The organism is Streptococcus sp. CM6, assembly GCF_000526095.1.
GTDB classification, from domain to species: domain Bacteria; phylum Bacillota; class Bacilli; order Lactobacillales; family Streptococcaceae; genus Streptococcus; species Streptococcus oralis_BW.
This window is the reverse complement of record NZ_JATS01000020.1, coordinates 120,666-144,987: the sequence shown is the minus strand read 5'-3', so window position 1 is coordinate 144,987 and position 24,322 is coordinate 120,666. Positions and strand designations below refer to the sequence as shown.

Here is a 24,322-nt window from a genome sequence, read left to right as displayed (position 1 = left end):
ATGACATTTTCATTTGATACAGCAGCAGCTCAAGGCGCAGTTATTAAGGTAATTGGTGTCGGTGGTGGTGGTGGCAACGCCATCAACCGCATGGTTGACGAAGGTGTTGCTGGTGTAGAATTTATCGCAGCCAACACTGATGTACAAGCACTTAGCAGTACGAAAGCAGAAACCGTTATCCAACTTGGTCCAAAATTGACTCGTGGTTTGGGTGCTGGAGGTCGTCCAGAAGTTGGACGTAAAGCTGCAGAGGAAAGCGAAGAAGCTTTGACGGAAGCAATCAGCGGTGCAGACATGGTCTTCATCACTGCTGGTATGGGTGGTGGATCTGGTACAGGTGCTGCCCCTGTTATTGCACGTATCGCTAAAGATCTTGGTGCTCTCACAGTTGGTGTCGTGACACGTCCTTTCGGATTTGAAGGAAGCAAACGTGGTCAGTACGCTGTAGAAGGAATCAATGAACTTCGCGAGCATGTTGATACTTTGTTGATTATCTCTAACAATAACTTGCTTGAAATTGTTGACAAGAAAACACCGCTTCTTGAAGCTCTTAGTGAAGCAGATAACGTTCTTCGTCAAGGTGTTCAAGGGATCACTGACTTGATCACGAACCCAGGATTGATTAACCTTGACTTTGCTGACGTGAAGACTGTAATGGCAAACAAAGGGAATGCCCTTATGGGTATCGGTATCGGTAGTGGTGAAGAACGCGTTGTTGAAGCGGCGCGTAAAGCAATTTACTCTCCACTTCTTGAAACAACTATAGATGGTGCAGAGGATGTGATTGTCAACGTTACTGGTGGTCTTGATTTGACTTTGATTGAAGCAGAAGAAGCTTCAGAAATTGTCAATCAAGCAGCTGGCAAAGGTGTAAACATCTGGCTTGGAACATCTATCGACGAAAGCATGAAGGATGAAATCCGTGTGACTGTTGTAGCGACAGGTGTTCGTCAAGAACGACTAGAAAAAGTAGTCGGGTCTGCTACCAACCAACCAGTTGGTCGACCATCAACTAAAACTCCACAAGCACACACATTTGACCGTCAATTCGACTTGGAAGAGACAGCAGAACTGCCTAAATCAAGTCCGCGTCGCTTTGAAACCAACCAAGCATCTGCTTTTGGAGATTGGGACTTGCGCCGTGAGTCAATTGTTCGCCAAACAGATCCCGTTGTTTCACCAGTTGAACGCTTTGAAACACCAGTTTCACAAGATGAGGATGAATTGGATACACCTCCATTCTTCAAAAATCGTTAATCAATGAATTTGAAAAAAAATACTGAATTAGTTTTTCAGCAAATTGCTGATGCTAGTCAAAAAGCCAACCGTAATCTAGATGCTGTTTCAGTAATCGCAGTGACAAAATATGTAGATGTACAAACAGCGGAAGCTTTGCTTCCGCTTGGCATCTATCATATCGGTGAAAATCGGGTTGATAAATTTTTAGAAAAATATCAGGCCTTGAAAGATTACCCAGTCACTTGGCATTTAATAGGAACACTACAGAGACGGAAAGTAAAAGAAGTAATCCCATATGTGGATTACTTTCATGCTTTAGACTCCCTAAAATTAGCCCAGGAAATTCAAAAGAGAACAGATCATGTTATCAAGTGTTTCTTGCAGGTTAATATTTCTGGGGAAGAAAGTAAGCATGGGTTTTCAAAAGAAGAATTGCTAGAACTTTTGCCAGAATTGGCTAAGTTAGATCAGATTGAGTATGTTGGTTTAATGACCATGGCTCCTTTTGAGGCAGACAGTGATGAATTGAAAGAAATTTTCAAGGATACGCAGGCTCTGCAAGCAGAAATTAGAGAAAAACAAATCCCTAATATGCCGATGACAGAGCTAAGCATGGGAATGAGTCGTGACTTTAAAGAAGCGATTCAGTTCGGCTCAACCTTTGTTCGAATCGGTACAGCATTTTTTAAATAGGAGAGAGCTATGTCTTTAAAAGATAGATTCGATAAATTTATAGATTATTTTACAGAAGATGGAGAAGACGTGACTAACTACCAGACTCAACAAGAGGAAACAGTTAGCCCAGCCATCTCATCTTCTAAAGAATTACCAGCATCTGCTCAGCCGGGCTCAGTAAAAGATGCGAATATTACTCGCCTCCATGCTCGTCAACAAGAGTTGGCAAAGCAAAACCATCACTCAGATGAGAAAGTGACGATTGATGTTCGTTATCCAAGAAAGTATGAGGATGCAACTGAGATTGTTGATTTGTTAACTGGAAATGAAAGTATCTTGATTGATTTCCAATACATGACAGAAGTACAAGCGCGTCGCTGCCTTGATTACTTGGATGGAGCTCGTCACGTCTTGGCTGGAAATATGAAAAAAGTTGCGAGTACGATGTATCTATTGACGCCTGTCAACGTTATCGTGAATATTGAAGATATCAAACTTCCAGATGAATCACAAGGTGCCGAGTTCGGCTTTGATATTAAACGAAATAGAGCAAGATAATGATTTTCTTAATCCGTTTAATTCAAAATGCGGTTAGCATTTACTCCATCATTCTCGTTGCATTTGCTCTTCTTTCATGGTTTCCAAATGCCTATGAAAGTCAACTAGGTCGCTTAGTCATCAGACTTGCTCGTCCAGTTATTGAGCCACTTCGTAAGCTCAATTTACAATTTGCTGGTCTTGATTTCACGGTTTGGGTCGCGCTGATTCTAATCCAGTTTCTTGGAAATATCTTAACACGACTAGTACTATTACTATGACAGTAAATCGATCCATTTATCAGCATTTTTCCCAAGATGATATTCCCTTTATTGACAAGGGATTAGAGTGGATAAGGCGGGTAGAAGATACATATGTACCGGTGCTTACTCCTTTTATCAATCCCCATCAAGAACAGATTTTAAGGGTGCTTGCTGGGACATATGGACTGGGTTGCCAAAGTAGTGGTGATTTTCTTCCGACAGAGTCGGTTCGTGTTCTTCTCTATCCAGATTACTTTGAACCGGAAATATCAGATTTTGAAATGGCCTTGTTGGAAATTTGCTATCCGAGTAAGTTTGAACAGCTGAGCCATGGAAAAATATTGGGAACAATCATCAACCAGCTAGGAATTGACCGTAAATTATTTGGTGATATCTTGGTAGATGAAAAGAGAGCACAGATTTTTGTCAATCGTGATTTTATTCCTCTTTTTCAGGATGGGATAAGAAGGATTGGCAGACTTCCTGTATCGCTGGAGGAACGTCCTTTTACCGATAGGATTATATCTAAAATTGACTTTAGAGAACGAGAAATTTTAGTTTCGAGTTTTCGATTGGATGCCCTCTTATCAAGTGCCTTGAAATTATCTAGAAATCAAACCAGTCAACTGATTGAGAAAAAATCTGTTCAGGTAAACTATCATCTGGTTGAAAAATCTGATTACCAGGTTGCCGTTGGAGATTTGATCAGTGTGAGAAAGTTTGGTCGTCTAAAAGTTGTTAAAGACAATGGACAGACAAAAAAAGACAAGATAAAATTAAGCATTCAATTATTATTAAGTAAGTGAGGAAAAGTATGCCAATTACATCGTTAGAAATTAAAGATAAAACCTTTGGTACAAGATTTAGAGGTTTTGACCCAGAAGAAGTAGATGAATTTCTTGATATCGTTGTTCGTGACTATGAAGATTTGGTTCGTAGCAATCATGATAAAGAGACACGCATCAAGAGTTTGGAAGAACGTTTGTCTTACTTTGATGAGATGAAAGATTCCTTGAGTCAGTCAGTTTTGATTGCTCAAGATACTGCGGAGCGTGTCAAACAGGCTGCTCAAGAACGTTCAAACAATATTATTCAACAAGCTGAACAAGACGCTCAGCGTTTGCTAGAAGAAGCAAAATACAAGGCAAATGAAATTCTCCGTCAGGCAACAGATAACGCTAAGAAAGTGGCTGTTGAGACAGAAGAGTTGAAGAACAAGAGTCGTGTATTCCATCAACGCCTCAAGTCTACGATTGAAAGTCAATTGGCTATTGTTGAGTCATCAGATTGGGAGGACATTCTTCGCCCAACAGCAACGTATCTTCAAACAAGCGATGAAGCCTTTAAAGAAGTGGTGGGTGAAGTTCTTGGTGAAACTATTCCTTCACAACCTGAGGAAGAGCCAATTGATATGACTCGTCAATTCACACCAGAAGAGGTTGCTGAGTTGCAAGCTCGTATCGAGGCTGGAAATAAAGAATTGGCTGAGTTTGAAGCTCAACAAAATCAACAGACAGATGAAAGTGAACAACATGAAGAGTCAGTTGACGTAGAAACTACTGCAGCAACTGAGGAAGATGCAAACAAAGAATCTGTTCGTATCCTATAAAAGTAAATGTGAGAACAAAATCTAACCAACTATATTTTCAGCGAGCAGGAGATGGTGTGAGCCCTGCAATCCCTAGTCGTTAGATTATCCTCTCAACGAATTCAGTCTGAAAACAGTAAGACTGGACGTTCCCCACGTTACGGGAAAAGAGGAAAAGAGACCCTGTCTTTTTTCGAACAAAGGTGGTACCACGATTTTCGTCCTTTTTGGAAGTCGTGGTTTTTAATTTGTTAATATTTATAAAGGAGATACCATGAAACTCAAAGATACCCTTAACCTTGGGAAAACAGCTTTCCCAATGCGTGCAGGACTTCCTACCAAAGAGCCACTCTGGCAAAAGGAATGGGAAGATGCAAAACTTTACCAACGTCGTCAAGAATTGAACCAAGGAAAACCGCATTTCACCTTGCATGATGGACCTCCATATGCAAACGGAAATATCCACGTTGGACATGCCATGAACAAGATTTCCAAAGATATTATTGTTCGTTCTAAGTCTATGTCAGGATTTTACGCTCCTTATATTCCTGGTTGGGATACACATGGTTTGCCAATCGAGCAAGTCTTGGCAAAACAAGGCGTGAAACGTAAAGAAATGGACTTGGTTGAGTACTTGAAACTTTGCCGTGAGTATGCTCTTTCTCAAGTAGATAAACAACGAGAAGACTTTAAACGTTTGGGTGTTTCTGGTGACTGGGAAAATCCTTATGTGACCTTGACTCCAGACTATGAAGCGGCTCAAATCCGTGTCTTTGGTGAAATGGCTAAGAAAGGCTACATCTACCGTGGTGCCAAGCCGGTTTACTGGTCATGGTCATCTGAGTCAGCTCTTGCAGAAGCGGAAATTGAATACTATGACTTGCTTTCAACTTCCCTTTACTATGCTAACCGCGTCAAAGATGGCAAAGGTGTCCTAGATACAGATACTTATATCGTCGTATGGACAACTACACCATTTACTATCACAGCATCTCGTGGTTTGACAGTTGGAGCAGATATTGATTATGTATTGGTACAACCAGCTGGCGAATCTCGTAAGTTTGTGGTTGCTTCAGAATTACTGAATAGTCTTTCTGAGAAATTTGGCTGGGCTGATGTTCAGGTCTTGGCGACCTACCGTGGTCAAGAATTGAATAAAATTGTGACAGCTCACCCATGGGATACAGCTGTAGATGAGTTGGTGATCCTCGGTGACCACGTTACGACTGACTCTGGTACTGGTATCGTCCATACAGCCCCTGGTTTTGGTGAGGACGACTACAATGTCGGTGTTGCTAACGGCCTTGAAGTTGCTGTAACAGTTAACGAACGCGGTATTATGATGGAAAATGCCGGCCCTGAATTTGCAGGTCAATTCTACGACAAGGTTGTTCCAACTGTTATCGAAAAACTGGGCGATTTGCTCCTTGCTCAAGAAGAAATTTCTCACTCATACCCATTTGACTGGCGTACCAAGAAACCAATCATCTGGCGAGCTGTTCCACAGTGGTTTGCCTCTGTATCTAAATTCCGCCAAGAAATCTTGGATGAAATTGAAAAAGTGAAGTTCCACTCAGAATGGGGTAAAGTTCGTCTTTACAACATGATTCGTGATCGTGGCGACTGGGTTATCTCTCGTCAACGTGCTTGGGGAGTTCCACTTCCTATCTTTTATGCTGAAGACGGAACACCAATCATGACAGCTGAGACTATTGAACATATAGCTCAACTCTTTGAGGAACACGGTTCTATCATCTGGTGGGAACGTGATGCTAAGAACCTCTTGCCAGAAGGATTTACTCATCCAGGTTCACCAAATGGCGAGTTCAAGAAAGAAACAGATATCATGGACGTATGGTTTGACTCAGGTTCATCATGGAATGGAGTAGTGGTCAACCGTCCAGAACTCAAATACCCAGCAGACCTCTACCTAGAAGGCTCTGACCAATACCGTGGTTGGTTCAACTCATCACTTATCACATCTGTTGCTAACCATGGCGTTGCTCCTTACAAACAAATCTTGTCACAAGGATTTGCCCTTGACGGTAAAGGTGAGAAGATGTCTAAATCTCTTGGGAATACCATTGCTCCAAGCGATGTTGAAAAACAATTTGGTGCGGAAATCTTGCGTCTCTGGGTAACAAGTGTAGACTCAAGCAACGACGTGCGTATCTCTATGGATATCTTGAGCCAAGTCTCTGAAACTTACCGTAAGATCCGAAACACCCTTCGTTTCTTGATTGCCAACACTTCTGACTTTAACCCAACTCAAGACGCAGTAGCCTACGATGAGCTTCGTTCAGTTGATAAGTACATGACCATCCGCTTTAACCAGCTTGTTAAGACCATTCGTGATGCCTATGCTGACTTTGAATTTTTGACAATCTACAAGGCCTTGGTGAACTTTATTAACGTTGATTTGTCTGCCTTCTACCTTGACTTCGCTAAAGATGTTGTTTACATAGAAGGTGCCAAATCACTTGAACGTCGTCAAATGCAGACTGTTTTCTATGATATTCTTGTGAAAATCACCAAACTCTTGACACCAATCCTTCCTCACACTGCAGAAGAAATCTGGTCATATCTTGAGTTTGAAGAAGAGGAATTCGTTCAATTGTCAGAATTGCCAGAAGCGGAAACTTTTGCTAATCAAGAAGAAATCTTGGATACCTGGGCAGCCTTCATGGACTTCCGCGGACAAGCTCAAAAAGCCTTGGAAGAAGCTCGTAATGCAAAAGTAATCGGTAAATCACTTGAAGCTCACTTGACAGTTTATCCAAACGAAGTTGTGAAAACTCTTCTTGGAGCGGTGGATAGCAATGTGGCTCAACTTTTGATTGTGTCAGAATTGACTATTGCAGAAGGACTAGCTCCAGAAGGCGCAGTTAGCTTTGAGGATGTTGCCTTCACAGTTGAACGCGCTGCGGGTGGAGTCTGTGATCGTTGCCGTCGTATCGATCCAACTACTGCTGAACGCAGCTATCATGCAGTCATCTGCGACCACTGTGCAAGCATCGTAGAAGAAAACTTTGCGGATGCAGTTGCAGAAGGATTTGAAGCGAAATAATCAGAAAGAGACTGAGAAAGGTCACTAAAATCATAAAAACGCATAGTATCAAGAGTTCAAGTGCTTTGATATTATGCGTTTTATCATGGGAAAATTTACTAGCCCATTTCCTAGAATGAAGTTCTTCCTGGCCTGTCCGTGTAGATAATTAACATAATTAACTATTCAGTTTTCTCATAATTTTATATTTCTACTAATTATAAAGAGACTATAGAACTTAAAATTATTTTTTGAAAATCAATATTTATTATAAAATTTTATAAGATTGTTTAATTTTTAGATAAATTATGATAGAATAATACCTATAAAAATTTTAAGGAGATTATTATGAAAACAAATACACTTGCTCGTGTTAACGCTATTTTTGGTCTTATTTCAGGAATTATATTGCTTTTAGCGCCAGTTATCATGTTTATCATGGCTGTTGGAGCTGCTGCGGCAACTGAAGACGCAGATGTAACGGTTGGGACATTGACAGGGCTCTCAATTATTTTGTCATTGGTTAAAATTGCTGTTTTAGTGTTGGGAATTGTGGCTATTGTTTATTATAAAGATGATGAACGTGTTACGAATGCACCTTCTGTTTTGCTCATTGTAGGTGGTGCGGTCGGCTTGATTCCATTTTTAGGATGGGTAGGTGGAATTCTAACCATTATTGGTGGTTCACTTTACTTTGGAACATTGAAAAAATTTGTAATTGAAGAGTAGTAGTTTTCCAATTATTTTTTGGGGACTATTTCATCCTCTATCGAGAACAATTATGATAGTGTGATAAAGAGAAGACTGATAAGCTCTTCTCTTTTTAGTTGATTTTAACTAGCTTTTTTGTGAAAAATTGTGTAAAATATAATAGATAAACGAGGGAAACCTCGAAAAATAAAAGGAGAATCCATCTAATGGTAAAATTGGTTTTTGCTCGCCACGGTGAGTCTGAATGGAACAAAGCTAACCTTTTCACTGGTTGGGCTGATGTTGATTTGTCTGATAAAGGAACACAACAAGCGATTGACGCTGGTAAATTGATCAAGGAAGCTGGTATCGAATTTGACCAAGCTTACACTTCAGTATTGAAACGTGCGATCAAAACAACAAACTTGGCTCTTGAAGCTGCTGACCAACTCTGGGTTCCAGTTGAAAAATCATGGCGCTTGAACGAACGTCACTATGGTGGTTTGACTGGTAAAAACAAAGCTGAAGCCGCTGAACAATTTGGTGATGAGCAAGTTCACATCTGGCGTCGTTCATACGATGTATTGCCTCCTGCAATGCCTCATGATGATGAATACTCAGCTCACACTGACCGTCGTTACGCTTCACTTGACGACTCAGTCATTCCAGATGCTGAAAACTTGAAAGTGACTTTGGAACGTGCCCTTCCATTCTGGGAAGACAAAATCGCTCCAGCACTTAAAGATGGTAAAAACGTATTCGTAGGAGCTCACGGTAACTCAATCCGTGCCCTTGTAAAACATATCAAACACTTGTCAGATGATGAAATCATGGGTGTAGAAATCCCTAACTTCCCACCATTGGTATTCGAATTCGACGAAAAATTGAACGTCGTAAAAGAATACTACCTTGGAAAATAATCTATAAACAGAAAGCCTAGGAATTCCTAGGCTTTTTTGTTTTTGCTTCTGGTTTCCAACTAGTTGAAAAAGCGTTATAATGATAATAGGAAGTAATTTGTTTGAGAGAAGGTGTGTCTAATGGCTTATATTGAGATGAAACACAGCTACAAGCGTTACCAGGTTGGGGATACGGAGATTGTGGCTAATCGTGATGTGAATTTTGAAATTGAAAAAGGGGAGCTGGTTATCATACTTGGCGCTTCAGGTGCTGGAAAATCAACCGTTCTCAATCTCCTAGGAGGTATGGATACCAATGATGAGGGGGAGATTTGGATTGATGGTGCCAATATTGCCAATTATAGTTCGCACCAACGAACAAACTATCGTCGTGAAGATGTAGGTTTTGTTTTTCAATTTTACAATCTAGTCTCCAATCTGACAGCCAAGGAAAATGTGGAACTGGCTTCAGAAATCGTGACAGATGCCTTGGATCCTGAGCAGGTCTTGACAGATGTAGGTCTGGCTCATCGCCTCAATAACTTTCCAGCCCAGCTTTCTGGAGGGGAGCAACAGCGAGTCTCCATTGCACGCGCTGTAGCCAAAAATCCTAAAATTCTCCTCTGTGATGAACCGACAGGTGCCTTGGATTACCAGACGGGGAAGCAAGTCTTGAAGATTCTCCAAGACATGTCTCGTCAAAAGGGAGCGACGGTGATTATCGTGACCCACAATGGCGCGCTAGCCCCTATTGCAGATCGGGTGATTCACATGCGCGATGCCACGGTTAAGAGCATGACGGTCAATGAGTATCCGCAGGATATCGATACATTGGAGTATTAGCATGAAAAAAACGTATCGGAAAGACCTATTTCAGTCAGTGAGGACTTCAAAAGGACGCTTTGTTTCTATCTTAACCTTGATGATGCTGGGTTCTTTAGCCCTAGTAGGTCTTAAAGTAGCCAGTCCAAACATGGAACGTACGGCAGAAGATTATCTCCGTAAAGCCAATACTCTGGATCTGGCCGTGATAGCTGATTATGGCTTGGGCAAAGAAGACCAAGACGAACTAAAAACACTTCAAGGAGCAAGTGTTGAGTTTGGCTATATGGCAGACCTAACAGTTGAAAATAGTGAGGAAGCGGTTCGACTTTATTCCAAACCAGAGAGCATTTCAACCTTCCAAGTGACAGAAGGGCGACTGCCAGAAGCTAATGAAGAAATTGCCTTGGCTGATTTCTGGAAAGACCGCTATCAGATTGGAGAGACCATTACCTTTACTAAGAAAGAAGAAGGGAAGTCCGTCTTAAAATCCCAAACTTTTACAATTACTGGATTTGTTCAGTCGGGTGAAATCCTTTCTAAAAAAGACTTAGGGAGTGCTAGCAGTGGAAATGGAAGCTTGGCTGGCTATGGAGTGATTTTGCCCAGCCAGTTTGATTCAGATGTTTATAGTATTGCGCGTGTGCGCTATGATGATTTAAAAAATTTGGATGCTTTTTCATCAGACTATAAGAGAAAACGAACCCAACATCAGGAAGACTTGCAAGACTTACTTGCCGATAATGGTCAAAAAAGATTGGCAAACATCAAAACAATTGGGCAAAAGAGCCTGGAAGAGGGGAAAGATCGGCTCCAAACTGCTGAAAGCAACCTTGAAAATGGCAGGAGTCAGTTAGAGCAGGCTGAAAGTCGCTTGAAAACCCAAGAAGAACAAGCGACCGCTCTACCAGAACCACAAAAGAGTCAAGCCAAGGGACAGCTGACAAAAGCTAAGGAAGAACTGGCGACAAAAAAAGAAAAACTGGCTCAGACAGAGAGTGATTTAACTAAGGAAAAAGAGAAGCTAGAACAGCGTCAGAAAGATCTTGATGAACTGGCAGAGCCGAAATACCACGTATACAATCGTCAAACCATGCCAGGTGGTCAAGGTTACCTCATGTACAGCAATGCATCATCAAGCATTCGTTCAGTCGGAAATATCTTTCCAGTGGTGCTTTATATGGTCGCTGCAATGGTGACCTTTACAACGATGACTCGCTTTGTGGATGAAGAGCGTACCAATGCTGGTATTTTCAAGGCCTTGGGTTACCGCAACCGAGATATTGTTGCCAAGTTTGTCCTCTATGGTTTTCTTGCAGGAACTGTGGGAACCATTATAGGAACACTTCTAGGACATTATCTCCTTGCAGGCGTGATTTCGGATGTTATAACAGCTGGGATGGTCGTTGGGAAAAGTCAGGAGTATTTCTATTGGTCTTATAGTCTTATTGCCCTAGCTTTAAGTTGGGTATCCAGTGTCTTGCCGGCTTATCTGGTAGCGCGAAGGGAATTACACGATGAAGCAGCCCAACTCTTACTTCCAAAACCTCCCGTTAAGGGATCAAAGATTTTGCTGGAACGCCTGAGCTTTATTTGGAGTCGTTTGAGTTTTACTCATAAGGTTACGGCAAGAAATATTTTCCGTTATAAGCAACGAATGTTGATGACCATTTTTGGAGTTGCAGGTTCGGTGGCTCTCCTATTTGCAGGTCTTGGCATTCAGTCTTCTGTGGGAGGAGTTGTGGAGCGCCAATTTGAACAAATCCAGCAATACCAGATGATTGTAGCGGAAAAGAGCAGTGCGAGTGAGCAAGAAAAAACAGATCTAGAAAGTGCCTTGCAAGCTGAATCGATCCACGCTTATCAAAAGATTCACTCTAAATCCATTGAAAAAGATTTTAAAGGAAAAATAGGACTTCAGACTATCACCATGATGGTCACAAACAGAGCAGACTTCAAGCCCTTTATCACATTAGAGGAAAATGGGCAAGAGGTGCAGGTCACTGATGGAGCGGTCGTGAGTCAAAAACTAGCCCAACTAGCAGGTGTTACGGTTGGGGACGAGCTGGAGCTTGATGGGAAGGAAATCAAGGTCGCGGCTATTTCTGAAAACTATGTTGGACACTTTGTTTATCTCAACCGAGCGACTTACGAACAAGTCTATGGAACCAGTCCGCAAGACAATACCTACCTAGTAAAATTAAAAGACCCAACACCTTCCAATACGGAGAAAGAAGCGGCTACTTTCATGGGAAAAGCTGCTGTTTCTGGGGTCGTCCAAAATGCGACAGCCATCCATCTCTTTGAATCCGTGGCTAGTTCGCTCAATAAAACCATGGCAATCCTTGTCCTTGTTTCGGTTTTACTAGCCATTGTCATTCTCTACAATCTCACTAACATCAATGTGGCAGAACGTATTCGTGAACTTTCCACTATTAAGGTTCTCGGTTTCCATAATAAAGAAGTGACCCTCTATATCTACCGTGAGACCATGGTGCTGTCCCTTGTGGGAATTGCTCTCGGTTTGGTAGCTGGCCACTATTTACATCAATTTTTGATTCAAATGATTTCACCTGCCACCATACTCTTTTATCCTCAGGTCAGCTGGGAAGTCTATGCTCTTCCAATCGTCGCAGTGACTGTAATCTTAACCTTACTGGGCGTCTTTGTCAATCACCACTTGAGAAAAGTGGATATGCTCGAAGCCCTGAAATCAGTAGAGTAATTCAAGGTTTTAAACAGTAAATCAGTTGACAAAGTCCCTGCTTCTTGGTAGAATAAGAACTGTCGTAAAGACAAATAACTTCTTCTTGGTTACAGGCATGCCAACCTGTCACTCGGATGAAGCCAAATAAAAAGGAGAAATATCATGGCAATCTCAAAAGAGAAAAAAAATGAAATCATCGCACAATATGCACGTCACGAAGGTGATACAGGTTCAGTAGAGGTTCAAGTTGCTGTCCTTACTTGGGAAATCAACCACCTTAACGAACACATCAAACAACACAAAAAAGACCACGCTACTTACCGTGGATTGATGAAGAAAATCGGTCGCCGTCGTAACTTACTTGCATACTTGCGTAAAAACGACGTTAACCGTTACCGTGAGTTAATCAACTCTCTAGGACTTCGTCGCTAATCTGCTTTATTTTCCACTTACATTGCGTTGTCACCTTACCTCGATATACTCAAGTATAATCTTCGGTTACGGTTCCTAGCACTGTAAGGTAAAATAAACCAGAATGATCTCCCTTCGGGGAGATTTTTTGTTTCACTAAAATTTTCGTACAATCTTTGGCTTGTCGCCTAGTCTATAAACGTTTTATCCAGCAAGAATAAAGCTCTCTGATTTCAGAGGGCTTTTTTATTGAGGTTTTATCGGTCACAATTTTGGAGACTACAAAAACAAAACTATATTTAACTATGAACCCGTGGGGTTTTATCGGTCACAATTTTGGAGACTACAAAAACTCATGTTCATCAATATCTCAATGCTCTTGCTCTTCCTCTTTGCGACGGTCACTGTTTTATCGGTCACAATTTTGGAGACTACAAAAACATAATCTCTTCCAGCTTTCGCTTCGAAAGTGTTTTATCGGTCACAATTTTGGAGACTACAAAAACTAGGAAAATATAGACAAATTATAGATCTTTGTTTTATCGGTCACAATTTTGGAGACTACAAAAACCTCAAATAGTATCAGCTAATTACACCATAAAGGTGCGCATCTACTCGGCTTGAAAAGTCGAGTAGCTGTCTGCAAGCCCCCTCGGAGAGCCCACACTTTACGAAGTAAAGTATAGTATGTTATACTTTACATAGAAGTAGTCACCGAATTTCAGTTAGAAATTACTTTGTAACTACGTTTTGAGGAGGAGTAAAATGCTTTCCTACGTTCGACATTACCCACTAGCGATAGCTAAATTAATGTGTCTGTGCTCTCCTAAAATCTGCTGATTTATTACTGACTAATACAGGAGGTTTTTATGGGACAGACAATCATATCTGCTATTGGTGTTTATATTTCCACCAGTATCGATTATTTAATTATTTTAATTATTTTATTTGCACAGCTATCACAGAATAAACAGAAATGGCATATTTATGCGGGGCAATATCTAGGAACAGGCTTACTTGTAGGGGCGAGTTTAGTTGCTGCTTATGTCGTTAATTTCGTGCCTGAAGAATGGATGGTTGGATTGCTTGGTTTAATCCCTATCTATTTAGGGATTCGCTTTGCAATTGTTGGAGAAGGTGAGGAAGAAGAGGAAGAAATTATTGAAAGATTAGAACAAAGCAAGGCAAATCAACTGTTTTGGACAGTTACATTGCTGACAATTGCGTCTGGCGGAGATAATTTAGGTATCTATATACCTTATTTTGCTTCGTTAGATTGGTCACAGACCCTCGTGGCGTTGCTTGTGTTTGTAATCGGCATAATTATCTTTTGCGAGATTAGTCGGATGTTATCCTCTATTCCGTTAATATTCGAGACAATTGAAAAATACGAGCGAATCATTGTGCCCTTAGTATTCATTCTACTTGGACTATACATCATGTATGAAAATGGCACGATAGAGACTTTTCTGACCGTGTAGATTTTTTTGTTTCACTAGGATTTTAGCCCGGGTTCAAATCAGCTCTCTAATTTTAGAGGGCTTTTTATGTTGTCACTTTACCTCGATATACCCAAGTATAATCTTCGGTTACGATTATTAGCACTGTAAGACCAACTATATTTATTTTTCTCATCTTGTTCCATTGTTGAAAATATGGTATACTTTTCATGAGAATTTTCTAAATTTTTAATTTTGTCTAAGGAGGTTTTCATGCTTTCCAAATTTTCTGGAAGCCGACAAGATTTGCAATTTGTGTTGTTTTTGGGTATTTTGCTAAGTGTTTTAGGAATTTCACTTTTCCTAGCTGTTTCTATGGGGTCCGTTGCGATTGATCTAGGAGATACCTATCGAATTATTTTGAGCAGATTGGGGATTCCTCTTGAGATAGGAGAGGTTTCCAAGTCCACTCTTGCCATTGTATGGAACATGAGATTCCCCCGAGTATTGTTAGGTCTGATAGTAGGAGCTGGTCTTTCTATGTGTGGTAGCGTGATGCAGTCCACAGTGAACAACCCCATCGCAGAGCCTTATGTCTTAGGAATCTCTGCTGGTGCAACTCTAGGGGCAACCTTGAGCATCATTCTTGGTTTAAAATTGGTGATTAGCCTTGGAGCTTTTTTAGGAGCTGTTTTGGCAACAATCGCTGTCCTCATTATTGCCTCTATGCAGGGCAGGATGACGACTTCTAGTCTGATCTTATCAGGAACGGTGGTCAACGCTCTCTTTCTGGCTTTTTCAAACTTTATTATCTCAGTCGGCGCTAATGCGGACAGTGTGATGACCATTAAATTTTGGACCATGGGCTCGCTTGCCGGGACCACTTGGTCTGACTTAGTCCTGCCAACTATAGTAGTGGGAGTAGCGTTTCTATTTTTCTCTACTCAGTATCGTGTTTTCAATGCAATGATGATGGGAGATGAGGCTGCTTTAACTTTGGGGATTCCCTTACGCTTTTATTGGTATCTTTATGTGACAATGGTGGCTGTGTTAACAGCAGTCTTAGTGGCAACCTGTGGGATTATTGGATTTGTCGGTTTGATTACTCCACATTTAGCTCGAGGGTTAGTAGGAACGAATTACAGGAGACTTTTTCCTATTGCGACCTTACTGGGTGCCCTCTTTGTGGTCTGGGCAGATGTACTCTCTCGTGTCATCATTCCCAATGCTGAGCTGCCTATTGGTATTTTTACAGCCTTAGTAGGTGCTCCCTTCTTTATCTACATTGTCGGAGGTAGGCGAAGGGAGGTGAGGGGCTGATATGGACTTGAATTGTCAGGATATCCATTTTGGACTAGGAGAGAAAAAAATCCTCAAAGGAGTCTCTCTTAAGGTTGAGGGGAATCAATTTCACACGATACTAGGACCAAATGGAAGTGGGAAAACCAGCCTGCTTAAACTTCTCTATCGTCAGGAAAAGGCGGACAAAGGCTTGATAAGCTTAGATGGAAAGCCGCTGGAGCATTGGTCACTCAAAGAAACAGCCAAGCAAATGGCAGTTGTTACCCAGTTTAATCAATTGCAGTTTGATTGTACAGTTGAGGAAATCGTCTTGCTGGGAAGAACTCCCCACCTCTCTTTTTTACAGAAGGAAAAGGAAAGGGATTATGCCCTCGTTCAAGATGCTCTCGTCAAGGTGGATATGCTTGAGAAGAAAACTCGTCTCTATTCGTCTCTGTCAGGGGGGGAGAAACAACGAGTCTTGTTAGCACGTGCCTTGGCGCAAGAACCGACTCTCTTGCTCCTGGACGAACCAACCAATCATCTAGACATCAAGTATCAGCTAGACTTGTTGGCCATTGTGAAGAATCTCAAGGTCAATGTTCTAGCTGTCCTGCATGATATTCAACTTGCCTGTCGCTATTCGGATTATCTCTATCTGATGAAAGAGGGAGAAATCCTTTACCAAGGAACTCCAAAGGAGACCATCACACCTGAGTCATTGCAAACTGTATATGGAGTTCAAAGTCAGGTTACTTGGACCGAGGATCAGCAAGCTATGATTCACTATTTATAAGAATGAAAAGGAAAACAAGATGAAAAAAACACTAAGCATTTTACTCGTAACAGTAGCTACCCTAACCATGGCAGCTTGTAACAACACTACCACTGAAAAAGCAACCTCACAATCTAGCACAGAAACAAGTCAAAAGGCGAGCACAGAGACGAGTTATCCGCTAACGGTCAAGACCTATGATGCTAAGGGAAATGAAGTCGAACAAGTCTTTGACAAGACACCTGAAAAAGTTATCACTAACAATCTTTCAACCACTGAAATCTTATTGGAGTTAGGCTTGAAGGATAAAATTGCTGGCATGCTTAACCCAGACAATGCTGTAACGGACAAATACAAGGATGCTATTGCGACGATTCCTCAAATTGGTGATAAAAAAACAGTCTCACAAGAGACAGTCCTTTCTTATGAGCCAGACACTGTGATGGGTCGAAACATGATGTTTTCTGAAAAATCCTTGGGAACAGTTAGCACTTGGAATGAAAATAAAATCCCAATCTATACGCAGAAAGCCTCTCTCTCAACGATTCAGCAAGATTTGGGAAATATTGTAGAAGACGTTAAAAATCTTGGAATGATTTTTAATGTGCAGGACAAGGCTAATGAATACGCAGCCCAATTACAAGCTAAAATTGACGCTGTTAAGAAAGCAAACCCAACAAGCCAAGGTGAAAAGAAAAAGGCTTTGATTATGGTTGCTTATAACGACGAAACCTTCGGCGCTTACAAGTCTGCTTTGCAAGAAAGCTTGCTAAATCAACTTGGTTATACCAATGTCGCAACGGGAACATCAGGCTTGACCTTGGAAAATCTCGTGTCAATGGATCCTGAATTAATTATCTATGTAACCAGCGACCGCAATAAAAAATTGGATGCCACAGCTGTAGAGTTGATGAAGGCAAATGAAGTTTTAGAAAACGTTCCTGCAATTAAGAATCAAAAAATCATGACCATCTCTTACGATGAGTTGATGGACTATGGTCCAGCAGTGATTGATTCCCTTGAGAAAATCAATGATTTTATCAATAAATAATGAGTTTGATTGGGAAGGGATCCAAGTCAAGGTCAGCCTTCCTTCGACCTATGATCCCAATCAAACCTATCCGGCTATTTTATTGAATGATGGAAACTTGGATTTCCTATCATCTCTGTCCGAATCTGTGATTTTAGTGGGCTTGACCTCTAAAAATCGCCTAGATGACTACACTCCTTGGAAGGCATCTGCTCTGAGAGATGGAGCTCCAGATTTTGGAGGTCAAGCCAACGTCTATCATGGACATTTATTTGGAGGTCTTTTAGAAAAATTGCAGTCTCTTTATCAACTGGACGAAGATCGTCTTGCCTATGGAGGGTATTCATTAGGTGGTTTGACAGCAGTATACAGTCTTTTCCGTTTTGATAAGGTTTCCTGTATCTTCTCTATCTGCGGTTCCTTTTGGTATCCTGATTTTACGACTTATTGCAGGGAAGAAAGGGTGAAAAATTTAGATTGTTTACTGTATTTACAGAATGGTCAAACAGAAGGAGTTCATCATACCAATCGCTTGGCTCAAGCACCAGCCTATGCTGAGCAGATCCATACTAGTCTTCAGAAGCACTATCCGACTAGTCAGTTTGTCTTTGATCCCTATGGGCATCATGAGCAAGTGGTTGAACGATTCCTAACCTTTTCCAACTGGTTGGCTCAAAAATGGAAAATCGAATAAAAGAAATATCCCTTGGCAAAAGCCAAGGGATAATTGTATTTTTTAACCAAGAGCCTCTCTCTTCTTATCTGGATTCCAGATAAAGCTTGCGATGAAGGTAAAGATAATCGTTAGGATACCAACAATCACAGCAAGGATGAGGGCAGGGATGCGGACAAACCACCAGAGTGGGTTTGGTTTTTTATCGTTGTGCCATTGTTTGGTTTCTTCATCCAAACGTTGGAATTCTGCTTGGATACGATCTGCAACCATTTCGATTCCTTCATCATTCATTTTCTTGATGTCTGAGATATCGATAGGATTTCCAAAGTTCATATCCACACGTTCACGGCTAACCAAACCTTTCAAGGTCATGGGACCTGTGTAGGTGACCGGCATGATACGGACCTTGGCCATTTTAGCAATCAAGGCAACTCCACCCTTGACATCATTTGAGTGACGGCTCCCACTTGGAAACATGATGAGAGAACGGTCGCTTTTTTTGAGGACATTGATAGGGTACTTGATGGCGGAGGCGTTAGGTTTTTCCCGGTCGATAGGAAAGGCTCCACACATACGGATCCACCAGCCAAAGATACGGTTGTTAAATAGCTCTTTTTTGGCCATAAAGATGAACTGTTTTGGCTTGGTCGCAAAGGCCATGTAAACAGGATCCCACCAGGTACGGTGAGGTGCGACGAGGATATAGTTTTCGTCTCGGCTAGGGATTTTATCAGTATTGTGGTAGTGAGCATTGCCATTAATGGACCACAAGATCAGCATGACTAGTCCACGCAAATAAGTATAAAACATGAGATCTCCTTCGATTGTATTGCTTTTATTATTATACCTTATCGAAACACTACTGGCAAACTTTTTCAGTTATCAGTGGACAGTTTTTAGATAGGATTAGAATTCTGCTAGAAAAAATGATATGATAGAATTTATGGATAAAAATAAGATAATGGGATTAACCCAAAGAGAAGTCAAGGAAAGACAGGCTCAAGGTTTGGTCAATGACTTTACCGCATCGGCCAGTACCAGTACTTGGCAAATCATTCAACGAAATGTTTTTACACTTTTTAACGCGTTAAACTTTGCCATTGCTTTGGCGCTAGCTTTTGTGCAGGCTTGGAGCAATTTGGTCTTCTTTGCTGTTATCTGCTTTAACGCTTTTTCTGGAATTGTGACCGAGCTACGGGCCAAACACATGGTGGACAAGCTCAATCTCATGACCAAGGAAAAGGTCAAGACTATTCGTGATGGCCAAGAAGTGGCTCTGAATCCTGAAGAATTGGTGTTAGGAGATGTCATTCGTTTGTCTGCAGGAGAGCAGATTCCTAGTGATGCCTTGGTTTTGGAAGGCTTTGCGGAAGTCAATGAAGCCATGTTAACGGGTGAGAGTGATTTGGTGCAAAAAGAAGTGGATACCTTGCTTTTGTCTGGAAGTTTCTTAGCCAGTGGGTCTGTTTTAGCTAAAGTTCACCATGTCGGGGCAGACAACTATGCTTCCAAACTCATGCTGGAAGCTAAGACAGTGAAACCGATCAACTCCCGTATCATGAAATCGCTAGACAAGCTAGCTGGTTTTACTGGGAAGATTATCATTCCCTTTGGTCTAGCTCTTCTGCTAGAAGCCTTGATGTTAAAAGGCCTACCCCTCAAGTCATCCGTTGTAAATTCGTCAACAGCTCTTTTGGGAATGTTGCCCAAGGGAATCGCCCTTTTGACCATAACTTCGCTCTTGACTGCGGTGATTAAGCTGGGCTTGAAAAAGGTCTTGGTGCAGGAGATGTACTCTGTCGAGACCTTGGCGCGCGTGGATATGCTCTGTCTGGACAAGACGGGGACCATCACCCAAGGAAAGATGCAGGTGGAGGCAGTTCTTCCTCTGACGGAAACTTATGGTGAAGAGGCTATTACTAACATTCTGACCAGCTACATAGCTCATAGTGAGGATAAAAATCCAACAGCTCAAGCCATTCGCCAGCGTTTCCAAGGACAGGTCTCCTATCCTATGCTTTCGAATCTTCCTTTCTCAAGCGACCGTAAGTGGGGAGCTATGGAGTTAGAAGGGCTAGGGACAGTTTTCTTAGGAGCTCCTGAGATGTTGTTGGACTCTGAAGTACCAGAAGCCAGAGAGGCTTTGGAGAGAGGGTCACGAGTCTTGGTTTTAGCCCTCAGTCAGGAAAAACTAGACCACCACAAAACACAGAAACCGTCTGATATTCAGGCTCTAGCCTTGCTGGAAATCTTGGACCCTATTCGAGAAGGAGCCGCTGAAACGCTAGACTATCTCCGTTCTCAGAAAGTGGGCCTCAAGATTATATCTGGTGACAATCCGGTCACTGTATCCAGCATTGCTCAGAAAGCTGACTTTGCAGACTATCACAGCTATGTAGATTGTTCAAAAATCACGGATGAGGAATTGATTGCCATGGCTGAAGAGACAGCTATTTTTGGACGTGTCTCCCCTCATCAAAAGAAACTCATCATCCAAACGCTGAAAAAAGCAGGGCATACAACGGCAATGACAGGGGACGGAGTCAATGACATCCTAGCTCTTCGTGAGGCGGATTGTTCGATTGTAATGGCGGAGGGAGATCCGGCGACTCGTCAGATTGCCAATCTGGTTCTCTTGAACTCAGACTTTAATGATGTTCCTGAGATTCTCTTTGAAGGCCGTCGGGTGGTCAATAACATCGCCCATATCGCACCGATCTTCTTGATTAAAACGATCTATTCCTTCCTGTTAGCAGTCATCTGTATTGCCAGTGTTCTTCTGGGACGGTCTGAGTGGATCTTGATTTTCCCCTTCATTCCAATCCAGATTACCATGATCGACCAGTTTGTGGAAGGTTTCCCACCATTCGTTCTGACTTTTGAGCGAAATATCAAGCCTGTTGAACCAAACTTCCTCAGAAAATCCATACTTCGCGCCCTACCAAGTGCCCTCATGGTCGTGTTCAGCGTTCTTTTTGTGAAAATTTTTGGAGCTAGTCAAGGTTGGTCTGAGTTAGAAATCTCAACCCTACTCTATTATCTCCTTGGGTCTATCGGTTTCTTATCCGTATTTAGAGCCTGCATGCCATTCACCCTCTGGCGTGTCCTCTTGATTGTCTGGTCAGTAGGAGGCTTCCTAGCCACAGCTCTTTTCCCAATGATCCAAAAGTTGCTTGAAATTTCGACCTTAACAGGACAAACACTGCCTGTTTATGGGGCCATGATGTTGGTCTTTACCGTGATTTTCATCTTGACTAGTCGTTACCAAGCGAGAAAATAAAGAAAGACTGCAATCTGTGGATTGCGGTCTTTTTAGGTGCAAGATTGCTAGCTGAAATGTGGTATAATAAGAGGTAATAGAGTTTTGGAAAGTGAGAGAAGATGATTTCAAAGAGATTAGAATTGGTAGCTTCCTTTGTGCCACAAGGTGCTGTGTTACTAGATGTGGGGAGTGACCATGCTTATCTGCCAATCGAGTTAGTTGAGAGAGGCCAAATCAAAAGCGCCATTGCAGGTGAGGTGGTGGAAGGCCCCTACCAGTCAGCGGTGAAAAACGTTGAGGCTCACTGTCTAAAGGAGAAAATCCAAGTCCGTTTAGCCAATGGCTTGGCAGCCTTTGAAGAGGCAGACCAAGTGTCGGTTATCACCATTGCTGGTATGGGTGGCCGTTTGATTGCGACCATATTGCAAGAAGGCTTGGACAAGCTAGCTAATGTAGAGCGTTTGATCCTCCAACCCAATAATCGTGAAGACGACTTGCGCATCTGGCTACAGGGTAACGGTTTTCAGATTGTAGCAGAAAGCATCCTAGAAGAAGCTGGCAAGTTCTATGAAATTCTAGTTGTGGAAGCGGGACAAATGAAGCTATCAGCCAGTGATGTTCGCTTTGGTCCCTTCTTGTCCAAAGAAGTCAGTCAAGTCTTTGTCCAAAAATGGCAAAAAGAAGCTGCTAAGTTAGAATTTGCTCTTGATCAAATTCCAGAAAAAAATCTGGAGGGACGTCAAGTTCTAGTAGATAAAATTCAAGCCATCAAGGAGGTGCTCCATGTTAGCAAGTGAAGTAATCAGGGCTTATGAAGCCTTTTGTCCCCAGGAATTTTCTATGGAGGGAGACAGTCGTGGCCTGCAAATTGGCACTTTGGACAAGGATATCCAAAGTGTCATGGCTGCTCTCGATATTCGAGAAGAGACGGTGGCAGAGGCTATTGAAAAGGGTGTGGATTTGATTATCGTTAAGCACGCGCCAATTTTCCGTCCGATTAAGGATTTGGTAGCCAGCCGTCCACAAAATCAGATTTACATCGACCTGATCAAGCATGACATCGCAGTTTATGTCAGCCATACCAATATTGATATTGTTGAGAACGGGCTAAATGATTGGTTTTGCCAGATACTAGGCATTGAGGAAACGACTTATCTGCAGGAAACAGGCCCAGAACGTGGGATTGGGCGGATTGGAAATATTCAAACTCAGACATTTGGGGAATTGGCCCAGCATGTCAAGCAAGTCTTTGGTCTAGATAGTCTTCGAATGGTGCATTATCAAGAGAGTGATTTGCAGAGGCCTATTTCAAGAGTGGCCATCTGTGGTGGTAGCGGGCAGTCATTCTATAAGGATGCCTTAGCTAAGGGGGCAGATGTCTACATCACTGGTGATATCTACTACCACACTGCTCAGGATATGTTGTCTGATGGCTTGCTGGCATTGGATCCAGGACATTATATCGAAGTGCTTTTTGTGGAAAAAATCGCAGCACTTCTTACTCAATGGAAGGCAGAAAATAGCTGGTCTATTGATATCTTGCCTAGTCAGGCATCGACCAATCCTTTCCACCATATTTAGTTAGAAGGTGAAGACAATGAAAAAAGTTGCCATTATTGGAGCAGGAATTGTGGGGGCAACAGCTGCCTACTACCTCGCGAAAGAAAGCGACCTAGAGGTGACCGTTTTTGACCATGGACAGGGGCAAGCAACCAAGGCTGCAGCAGGAATTATCAGTCCTTGGTTTTCCAAACGCCGCAATAAAGCTTGGTACAAGATGGCGCGCTTGGGGGCTGACTTTTATGTGGATTTGTTGGCTGATTTAGAAAAGTCTGGTCAGGAAATCGACTTTTACCAGCGTTCGGGAGTTTTTCTCTTGAAAAAGGACGAATCCAAGTTAGAAGAACTCTATGAACTAGCCCTCCAGCGTAGGGAAGAATCTCCCTTGATAGGTCAATTAACCATTTTAGACCAAGCGTCTGCAAATGAATTATTCCCTGGTTTGCAGGGATTTGACCGCCTGCTCTATGCTTCTGGTGGGGCGAGAGTAGATGGCCACCTCTTAGTGACTCGTTTGCTAGAAGCTAGTCAAGTCAAGCTGGTCAAAGAAAAAGTGAGTCTGACACCTTTAGCATCAGGTTACCAGATTGATGAAGAGGTGTTTGATCAGGTTATTTTGGCGACGGGAGCTTGGCTGGGGTACATATTAGAACCCTTGGGTTATGATGTGGATGTTCGTCCTCAGAAAGGGCAACTCCGAGATTATCAGCTTGCCCAAGACATGGAATCATACCCTGTTGTCATGCCAGAAGGGGAATGGGATTTGATCCCTTTTGCAGGTGGGAAATTGTCCTTGGGCGCTACTCATGAAAATGATATGGGATTTGATTTGACGGTAGATGACACCTTGCTCCAACAAATGGAGGAGGCAGCCTTACCTCACTATCCAGCCTTGGCAGAAGCGAAATCATCGGGTGAGCGAGTAGGAATCCGTGCCTACACCAGTGATTTCTCACCTTTCTTTGGGCAGGTGCCAGGATTGGCAGGTGTCTATGCGGCTAGTGGTCTAGGTTCATCAGGTCTCACAACGGGGCCTATCATCGGTTACCATCTAGCCCAGTTGGTCCAAGACAAGGAATTGACCTTGGACCCAGTAAACTACCCAATTGCAAACTATGTCAAACGAGTAAAAAGCGAATAGTACTCAATGAAAATCAAAGAGTAAACTAGGAAGCTAGCCGCAGGCTGCTCAAAGCACGGCTTTGAGGCTGTGGACAGAACTGATGAAGTCAGCTCAAAACACTGTTTTGAGGTTGTGGATCGAACTGACGAAGTCAGTAACCATACCCACGGCAAGGCGAAGCTGACATTGCTTGAAGAGATTTTCGAAGAGTATAAGCATTTTACTAAAATTTTAGTCTCCCCTTTAGGATGGCAAATGACATTCCCTACCAAAAATGGTAAAATAAGAAAAAATAATTC

Annotated in this window: 22 protein-coding genes and 1 CRISPR repeat array; of the genes, 21 read left to right on the top strand and 1 reads right to left on the bottom strand. The window is 42.2% G+C overall.

Annotated features, from left to right (window positions below; genetic code table 11):
• The 17 genes from ftsZ (at nt 1) to HMPREF1516_RS07325 (ending at nt 18,096) form a co-directional block, all read left to right on the top strand.
• Complete coding sequence (gene ftsZ, locus HMPREF1516_RS07405; RefSeq protein WP_000144258.1) at nt 1-1,257, top strand: cell division protein FtsZ; 1,257 nt, start codon at nt 1-3, stop codon at nt 1,255-1,257.
• A 3-nt stretch (nt 1,258-1,260) separates the two neighbouring features.
• Nucleotides 1,261-1,932, top strand: a complete 672-nt coding sequence (locus HMPREF1516_RS07400; protein WP_007521215.1) for a YggS family pyridoxal phosphate-dependent enzyme — start codon at nt 1,261-1,263, stop codon at nt 1,930-1,932.
• Nucleotides 1,933-1,941: 9 nt separating this feature from the next.
• Complete coding sequence (locus HMPREF1516_RS07395; protein WP_000053358.1) at nt 1,942-2,472, top strand: cell division protein SepF; 531 nt, start codon at nt 1,942-1,944, stop codon at nt 2,470-2,472.
• Nucleotides 2,472-2,732 carry a YggT family protein gene (locus tag HMPREF1516_RS07390; RefSeq protein WP_000576502.1) on the top strand — a complete coding sequence of 87 codons (261 nt, stop codon included), beginning with the start codon at nt 2,472-2,474 and terminating at the stop codon, nt 2,730-2,732. Before HMPREF1516_RS07395 ends, HMPREF1516_RS07390 begins: the two co-directional genes overlap by 1 nt.
• The gene (locus tag HMPREF1516_RS07385) at nt 2,729-3,520 is read left to right on the top strand and encodes a YlmH family RNA-binding protein (protein ID WP_007521218.1); all 792 of its coding nucleotides are present in this window, start codon (nt 2,729-2,731) and stop codon (nt 3,518-3,520) included. The genes HMPREF1516_RS07390 and HMPREF1516_RS07385 overlap by 4 nt, the downstream gene beginning before the upstream one ends.
• 8 nt (nt 3,521-3,528) lie before the next feature.
• Nucleotides 3,529-4,323: a DivIVA domain-containing protein gene (locus HMPREF1516_RS07380; RefSeq protein WP_033606223.1), complete on the top strand. Its 795-nt coding sequence runs from the start codon at nt 3,529-3,531 to the stop codon at nt 4,321-4,323.
• A gap of 253 nt (nt 4,324-4,576) precedes the next feature.
• Complete coding sequence (gene ileS / locus HMPREF1516_RS07375) at nt 4,577-7,369, top strand: isoleucine--tRNA ligase (RefSeq protein ID WP_033606222.1); 2,793 nt, start codon at nt 4,577-4,579, stop codon at nt 7,367-7,369.
• 327 nt (nt 7,370-7,696) lie between these two features.
• A complete protein-coding gene (locus tag HMPREF1516_RS07370; RefSeq protein ID WP_000856374.1) occupies nt 7,697-8,077 on the top strand; it encodes a hypothetical protein in 381 nt (126 codons plus the stop codon).
• Between the two features lie 188 nt (nt 8,078-8,265).
• A complete protein-coding gene (locus HMPREF1516_RS07365) occupies nt 8,266-8,958 on the top strand; it encodes a phosphoglycerate mutase (RefSeq protein ID WP_000240120.1) in 693 nt (230 codons plus the stop codon).
• Nucleotides 8,959-9,078: 120 nt separating this feature from the next.
• On the top strand, nt 9,079-9,780 hold the full coding sequence (locus HMPREF1516_RS07360) for an ABC transporter ATP-binding protein (RefSeq protein WP_033606221.1): 702 nt from the start codon (nt 9,079-9,081) through the stop codon (nt 9,778-9,780).
• Nucleotides 9,776-12,484, top strand: coding sequence for an FtsX-like permease family protein (locus HMPREF1516_RS07355; RefSeq protein WP_198014362.1), 2,709 nt, complete (start codon nt 9,776-9,778; stop codon nt 12,482-12,484). The genes HMPREF1516_RS07360 and HMPREF1516_RS07355 overlap by 5 nt, the downstream gene beginning before the upstream one ends.
• Nucleotides 12,485-12,628: 144 nt before the next feature.
• Nucleotides 12,629-12,898, top strand: coding sequence for a 30S ribosomal protein S15 (gene rpsO / locus HMPREF1516_RS07350; RefSeq protein ID WP_001018251.1), 270 nt, complete (start codon nt 12,629-12,631; stop codon nt 12,896-12,898).
• A 232-nt stretch (nt 12,899-13,130) separates the two neighbouring features.
• Nucleotides 13,131-13,448: a CRISPR direct-repeat array (repeat unit 36 nt; unit sequence TGTTTTATCGGTCACAATTTTGGAGACTACAAAAAC).
• Nucleotides 13,449-13,746: 298 nt separating this feature from the next.
• Entirely contained in the window at nt 13,747-14,358 is a 612-nt protein-coding gene (locus tag HMPREF1516_RS07345; protein ID WP_000531731.1) for a CadD family cadmium resistance transporter, read from the top strand.
• Nucleotides 14,359-14,589: 231 nt separating this feature from the next.
• Nucleotides 14,590-15,636: a FecCD family ABC transporter permease gene (locus HMPREF1516_RS07340; RefSeq protein ID WP_033606219.1), complete on the top strand. Its 1,047-nt coding sequence runs from the start codon at nt 14,590-14,592 to the stop codon at nt 15,634-15,636.
• Nucleotide 15,637: 1 nt separating this feature from the next.
• Entirely contained in the window at nt 15,638-16,393 is a 756-nt protein-coding gene (locus tag HMPREF1516_RS07335; protein WP_033606218.1) for an ABC transporter ATP-binding protein, read from the top strand.
• A gap of 19 nt (nt 16,394-16,412) precedes the next feature.
• Nucleotides 16,413-17,423: an ABC transporter substrate-binding protein gene (locus tag HMPREF1516_RS07330; RefSeq protein WP_033584430.1), complete on the top strand. Its 1,011-nt coding sequence runs from the start codon at nt 16,413-16,415 to the stop codon at nt 17,421-17,423.
• Nucleotides 17,404-18,096 (top strand): alpha/beta hydrolase-fold protein, encoded by a 693-nt coding sequence (locus HMPREF1516_RS07325; RefSeq protein WP_000603757.1) that lies wholly within the window; start codon nt 17,404-17,406, stop codon nt 18,094-18,096. The genes HMPREF1516_RS07330 and HMPREF1516_RS07325 overlap by 20 nt, the downstream gene beginning before the upstream one ends.
• A gap of 42 nt (nt 18,097-18,138) precedes the next feature.
• Here the strand turns inward: HMPREF1516_RS07325 and HMPREF1516_RS07320 are convergent, their stop codons facing one another.
• Nucleotides 18,139-18,888 carry a lysophospholipid acyltransferase family protein gene (locus HMPREF1516_RS07320; protein ID WP_000500180.1) on the bottom strand — a complete coding sequence of 250 codons (750 nt, stop codon included), beginning with the start codon at nt 18,886-18,888 and terminating at the stop codon, nt 18,139-18,141.
• A gap of 133 nt (nt 18,889-19,021) precedes the next feature.
• Between HMPREF1516_RS07320 and HMPREF1516_RS07315 the strand changes: the two genes are divergently transcribed.
• From HMPREF1516_RS07315 to HMPREF1516_RS07300, 4 genes are all read left to right on the top strand, one after another.
• Nucleotides 19,022-21,358 carry a cation-translocating P-type ATPase gene (locus HMPREF1516_RS07315; RefSeq protein ID WP_000360081.1) on the top strand — a complete coding sequence of 779 codons (2,337 nt, stop codon included), beginning with the start codon at nt 19,022-19,024 and terminating at the stop codon, nt 21,356-21,358.
• Between the two features lie 101 nt (nt 21,359-21,459).
• A complete protein-coding gene (locus HMPREF1516_RS07310; RefSeq protein WP_033606217.1) occupies nt 21,460-22,137 on the top strand; it encodes a tRNA (adenine(22)-N(1))-methyltransferase in 678 nt (225 codons plus the stop codon).
• The gene (locus HMPREF1516_RS07305) at nt 22,124-22,921 is read left to right on the top strand and encodes a Nif3-like dinuclear metal center hexameric protein (RefSeq protein WP_000881177.1); all 798 of its coding nucleotides are present in this window, start codon (nt 22,124-22,126) and stop codon (nt 22,919-22,921) included. Before HMPREF1516_RS07310 ends, HMPREF1516_RS07305 begins: the two co-directional genes overlap by 14 nt.
• Nucleotides 22,922-22,937: 16 nt before the next feature.
• Entirely contained in the window at nt 22,938-24,041 is a 1,104-nt protein-coding gene (locus HMPREF1516_RS07300; protein WP_000754622.1) for an NAD(P)/FAD-dependent oxidoreductase, read from the top strand.
• The last annotated feature ends 281 nt before the right edge of the window (nt 24,042-24,322 follow it).

Excerpts from the sequence above, each read along its gene's own strand:
- ftsZ (WP_000144258.1), top strand. The coding sequence starts at position 1 with ATGACATTTTCATTTGATACAGCAGCAGCTCAAGGCGCAGTTATTAAG.
- HMPREF1516_RS07400 (WP_007521215.1), top strand. The coding sequence starts at position 1,261 with ATGAATTTGAAAAAAAATACTGAATTAGTTTTTCAGCAAATTGCTGAT.
- HMPREF1516_RS07395 (WP_000053358.1), top strand. The coding sequence starts at position 1,942 with ATGTCTTTAAAAGATAGATTCGATAAATTTATAGATTATTTTACAGAA.
- HMPREF1516_RS07390 (WP_000576502.1), top strand. The coding sequence starts at position 2,472 with ATGATTTTCTTAATCCGTTTAATTCAAAATGCGGTTAGCATTTACTCC.
- HMPREF1516_RS07385 (WP_007521218.1), top strand. The coding sequence starts at position 2,729 with ATGACAGTAAATCGATCCATTTATCAGCATTTTTCCCAAGATGATATT.
- HMPREF1516_RS07380 (WP_033606223.1), top strand. The coding sequence starts at position 3,529 with ATGCCAATTACATCGTTAGAAATTAAAGATAAAACCTTTGGTACAAGA.
- ileS (WP_033606222.1), top strand. The coding sequence starts at position 4,577 with ATGAAACTCAAAGATACCCTTAACCTTGGGAAAACAGCTTTCCCAATG.
- HMPREF1516_RS07370 (WP_000856374.1), top strand. The coding sequence starts at position 7,697 with ATGAAAACAAATACACTTGCTCGTGTTAACGCTATTTTTGGTCTTATT.
- HMPREF1516_RS07365 (WP_000240120.1), top strand. The coding sequence starts at position 8,266 with ATGGTAAAATTGGTTTTTGCTCGCCACGGTGAGTCTGAATGGAACAAA.
- HMPREF1516_RS07360 (WP_033606221.1), top strand. The coding sequence starts at position 9,079 with ATGGCTTATATTGAGATGAAACACAGCTACAAGCGTTACCAGGTTGGG.
- rpsO (WP_001018251.1), top strand. The coding sequence starts at position 12,629 with ATGGCAATCTCAAAAGAGAAAAAAAATGAAATCATCGCACAATATGCA.
- HMPREF1516_RS07345 (WP_000531731.1), top strand. The coding sequence starts at position 13,747 with ATGGGACAGACAATCATATCTGCTATTGGTGTTTATATTTCCACCAGT.
- HMPREF1516_RS07340 (WP_033606219.1), top strand. The coding sequence starts at position 14,590 with ATGCTTTCCAAATTTTCTGGAAGCCGACAAGATTTGCAATTTGTGTTG.
- HMPREF1516_RS07335 (WP_033606218.1), top strand. The coding sequence starts at position 15,638 with ATGGACTTGAATTGTCAGGATATCCATTTTGGACTAGGAGAGAAAAAA.
- HMPREF1516_RS07330 (WP_033584430.1), top strand. The coding sequence starts at position 16,413 with ATGAAAAAAACACTAAGCATTTTACTCGTAACAGTAGCTACCCTAACC.
- HMPREF1516_RS07325 (WP_000603757.1), top strand. The coding sequence starts at position 17,404 with ATGATTTTATCAATAAATAATGAGTTTGATTGGGAAGGGATCCAAGTC.
- HMPREF1516_RS07320 (WP_000500180.1), bottom strand. The coding sequence starts at position 18,888 with ATGTTTTATACTTATTTGCGTGGACTAGTCATGCTGATCTTGTGGTCC.
- HMPREF1516_RS07315 (WP_000360081.1), top strand. The coding sequence starts at position 19,022 with ATGGATAAAAATAAGATAATGGGATTAACCCAAAGAGAAGTCAAGGAA.
- HMPREF1516_RS07310 (WP_033606217.1), top strand. The coding sequence starts at position 21,460 with ATGATTTCAAAGAGATTAGAATTGGTAGCTTCCTTTGTGCCACAAGGT.
- HMPREF1516_RS07305 (WP_000881177.1), top strand. The coding sequence starts at position 22,124 with ATGTTAGCAAGTGAAGTAATCAGGGCTTATGAAGCCTTTTGTCCCCAG.
- HMPREF1516_RS07300 (WP_000754622.1), top strand. The coding sequence starts at position 22,938 with ATGAAAAAAGTTGCCATTATTGGAGCAGGAATTGTGGGGGCAACAGCT.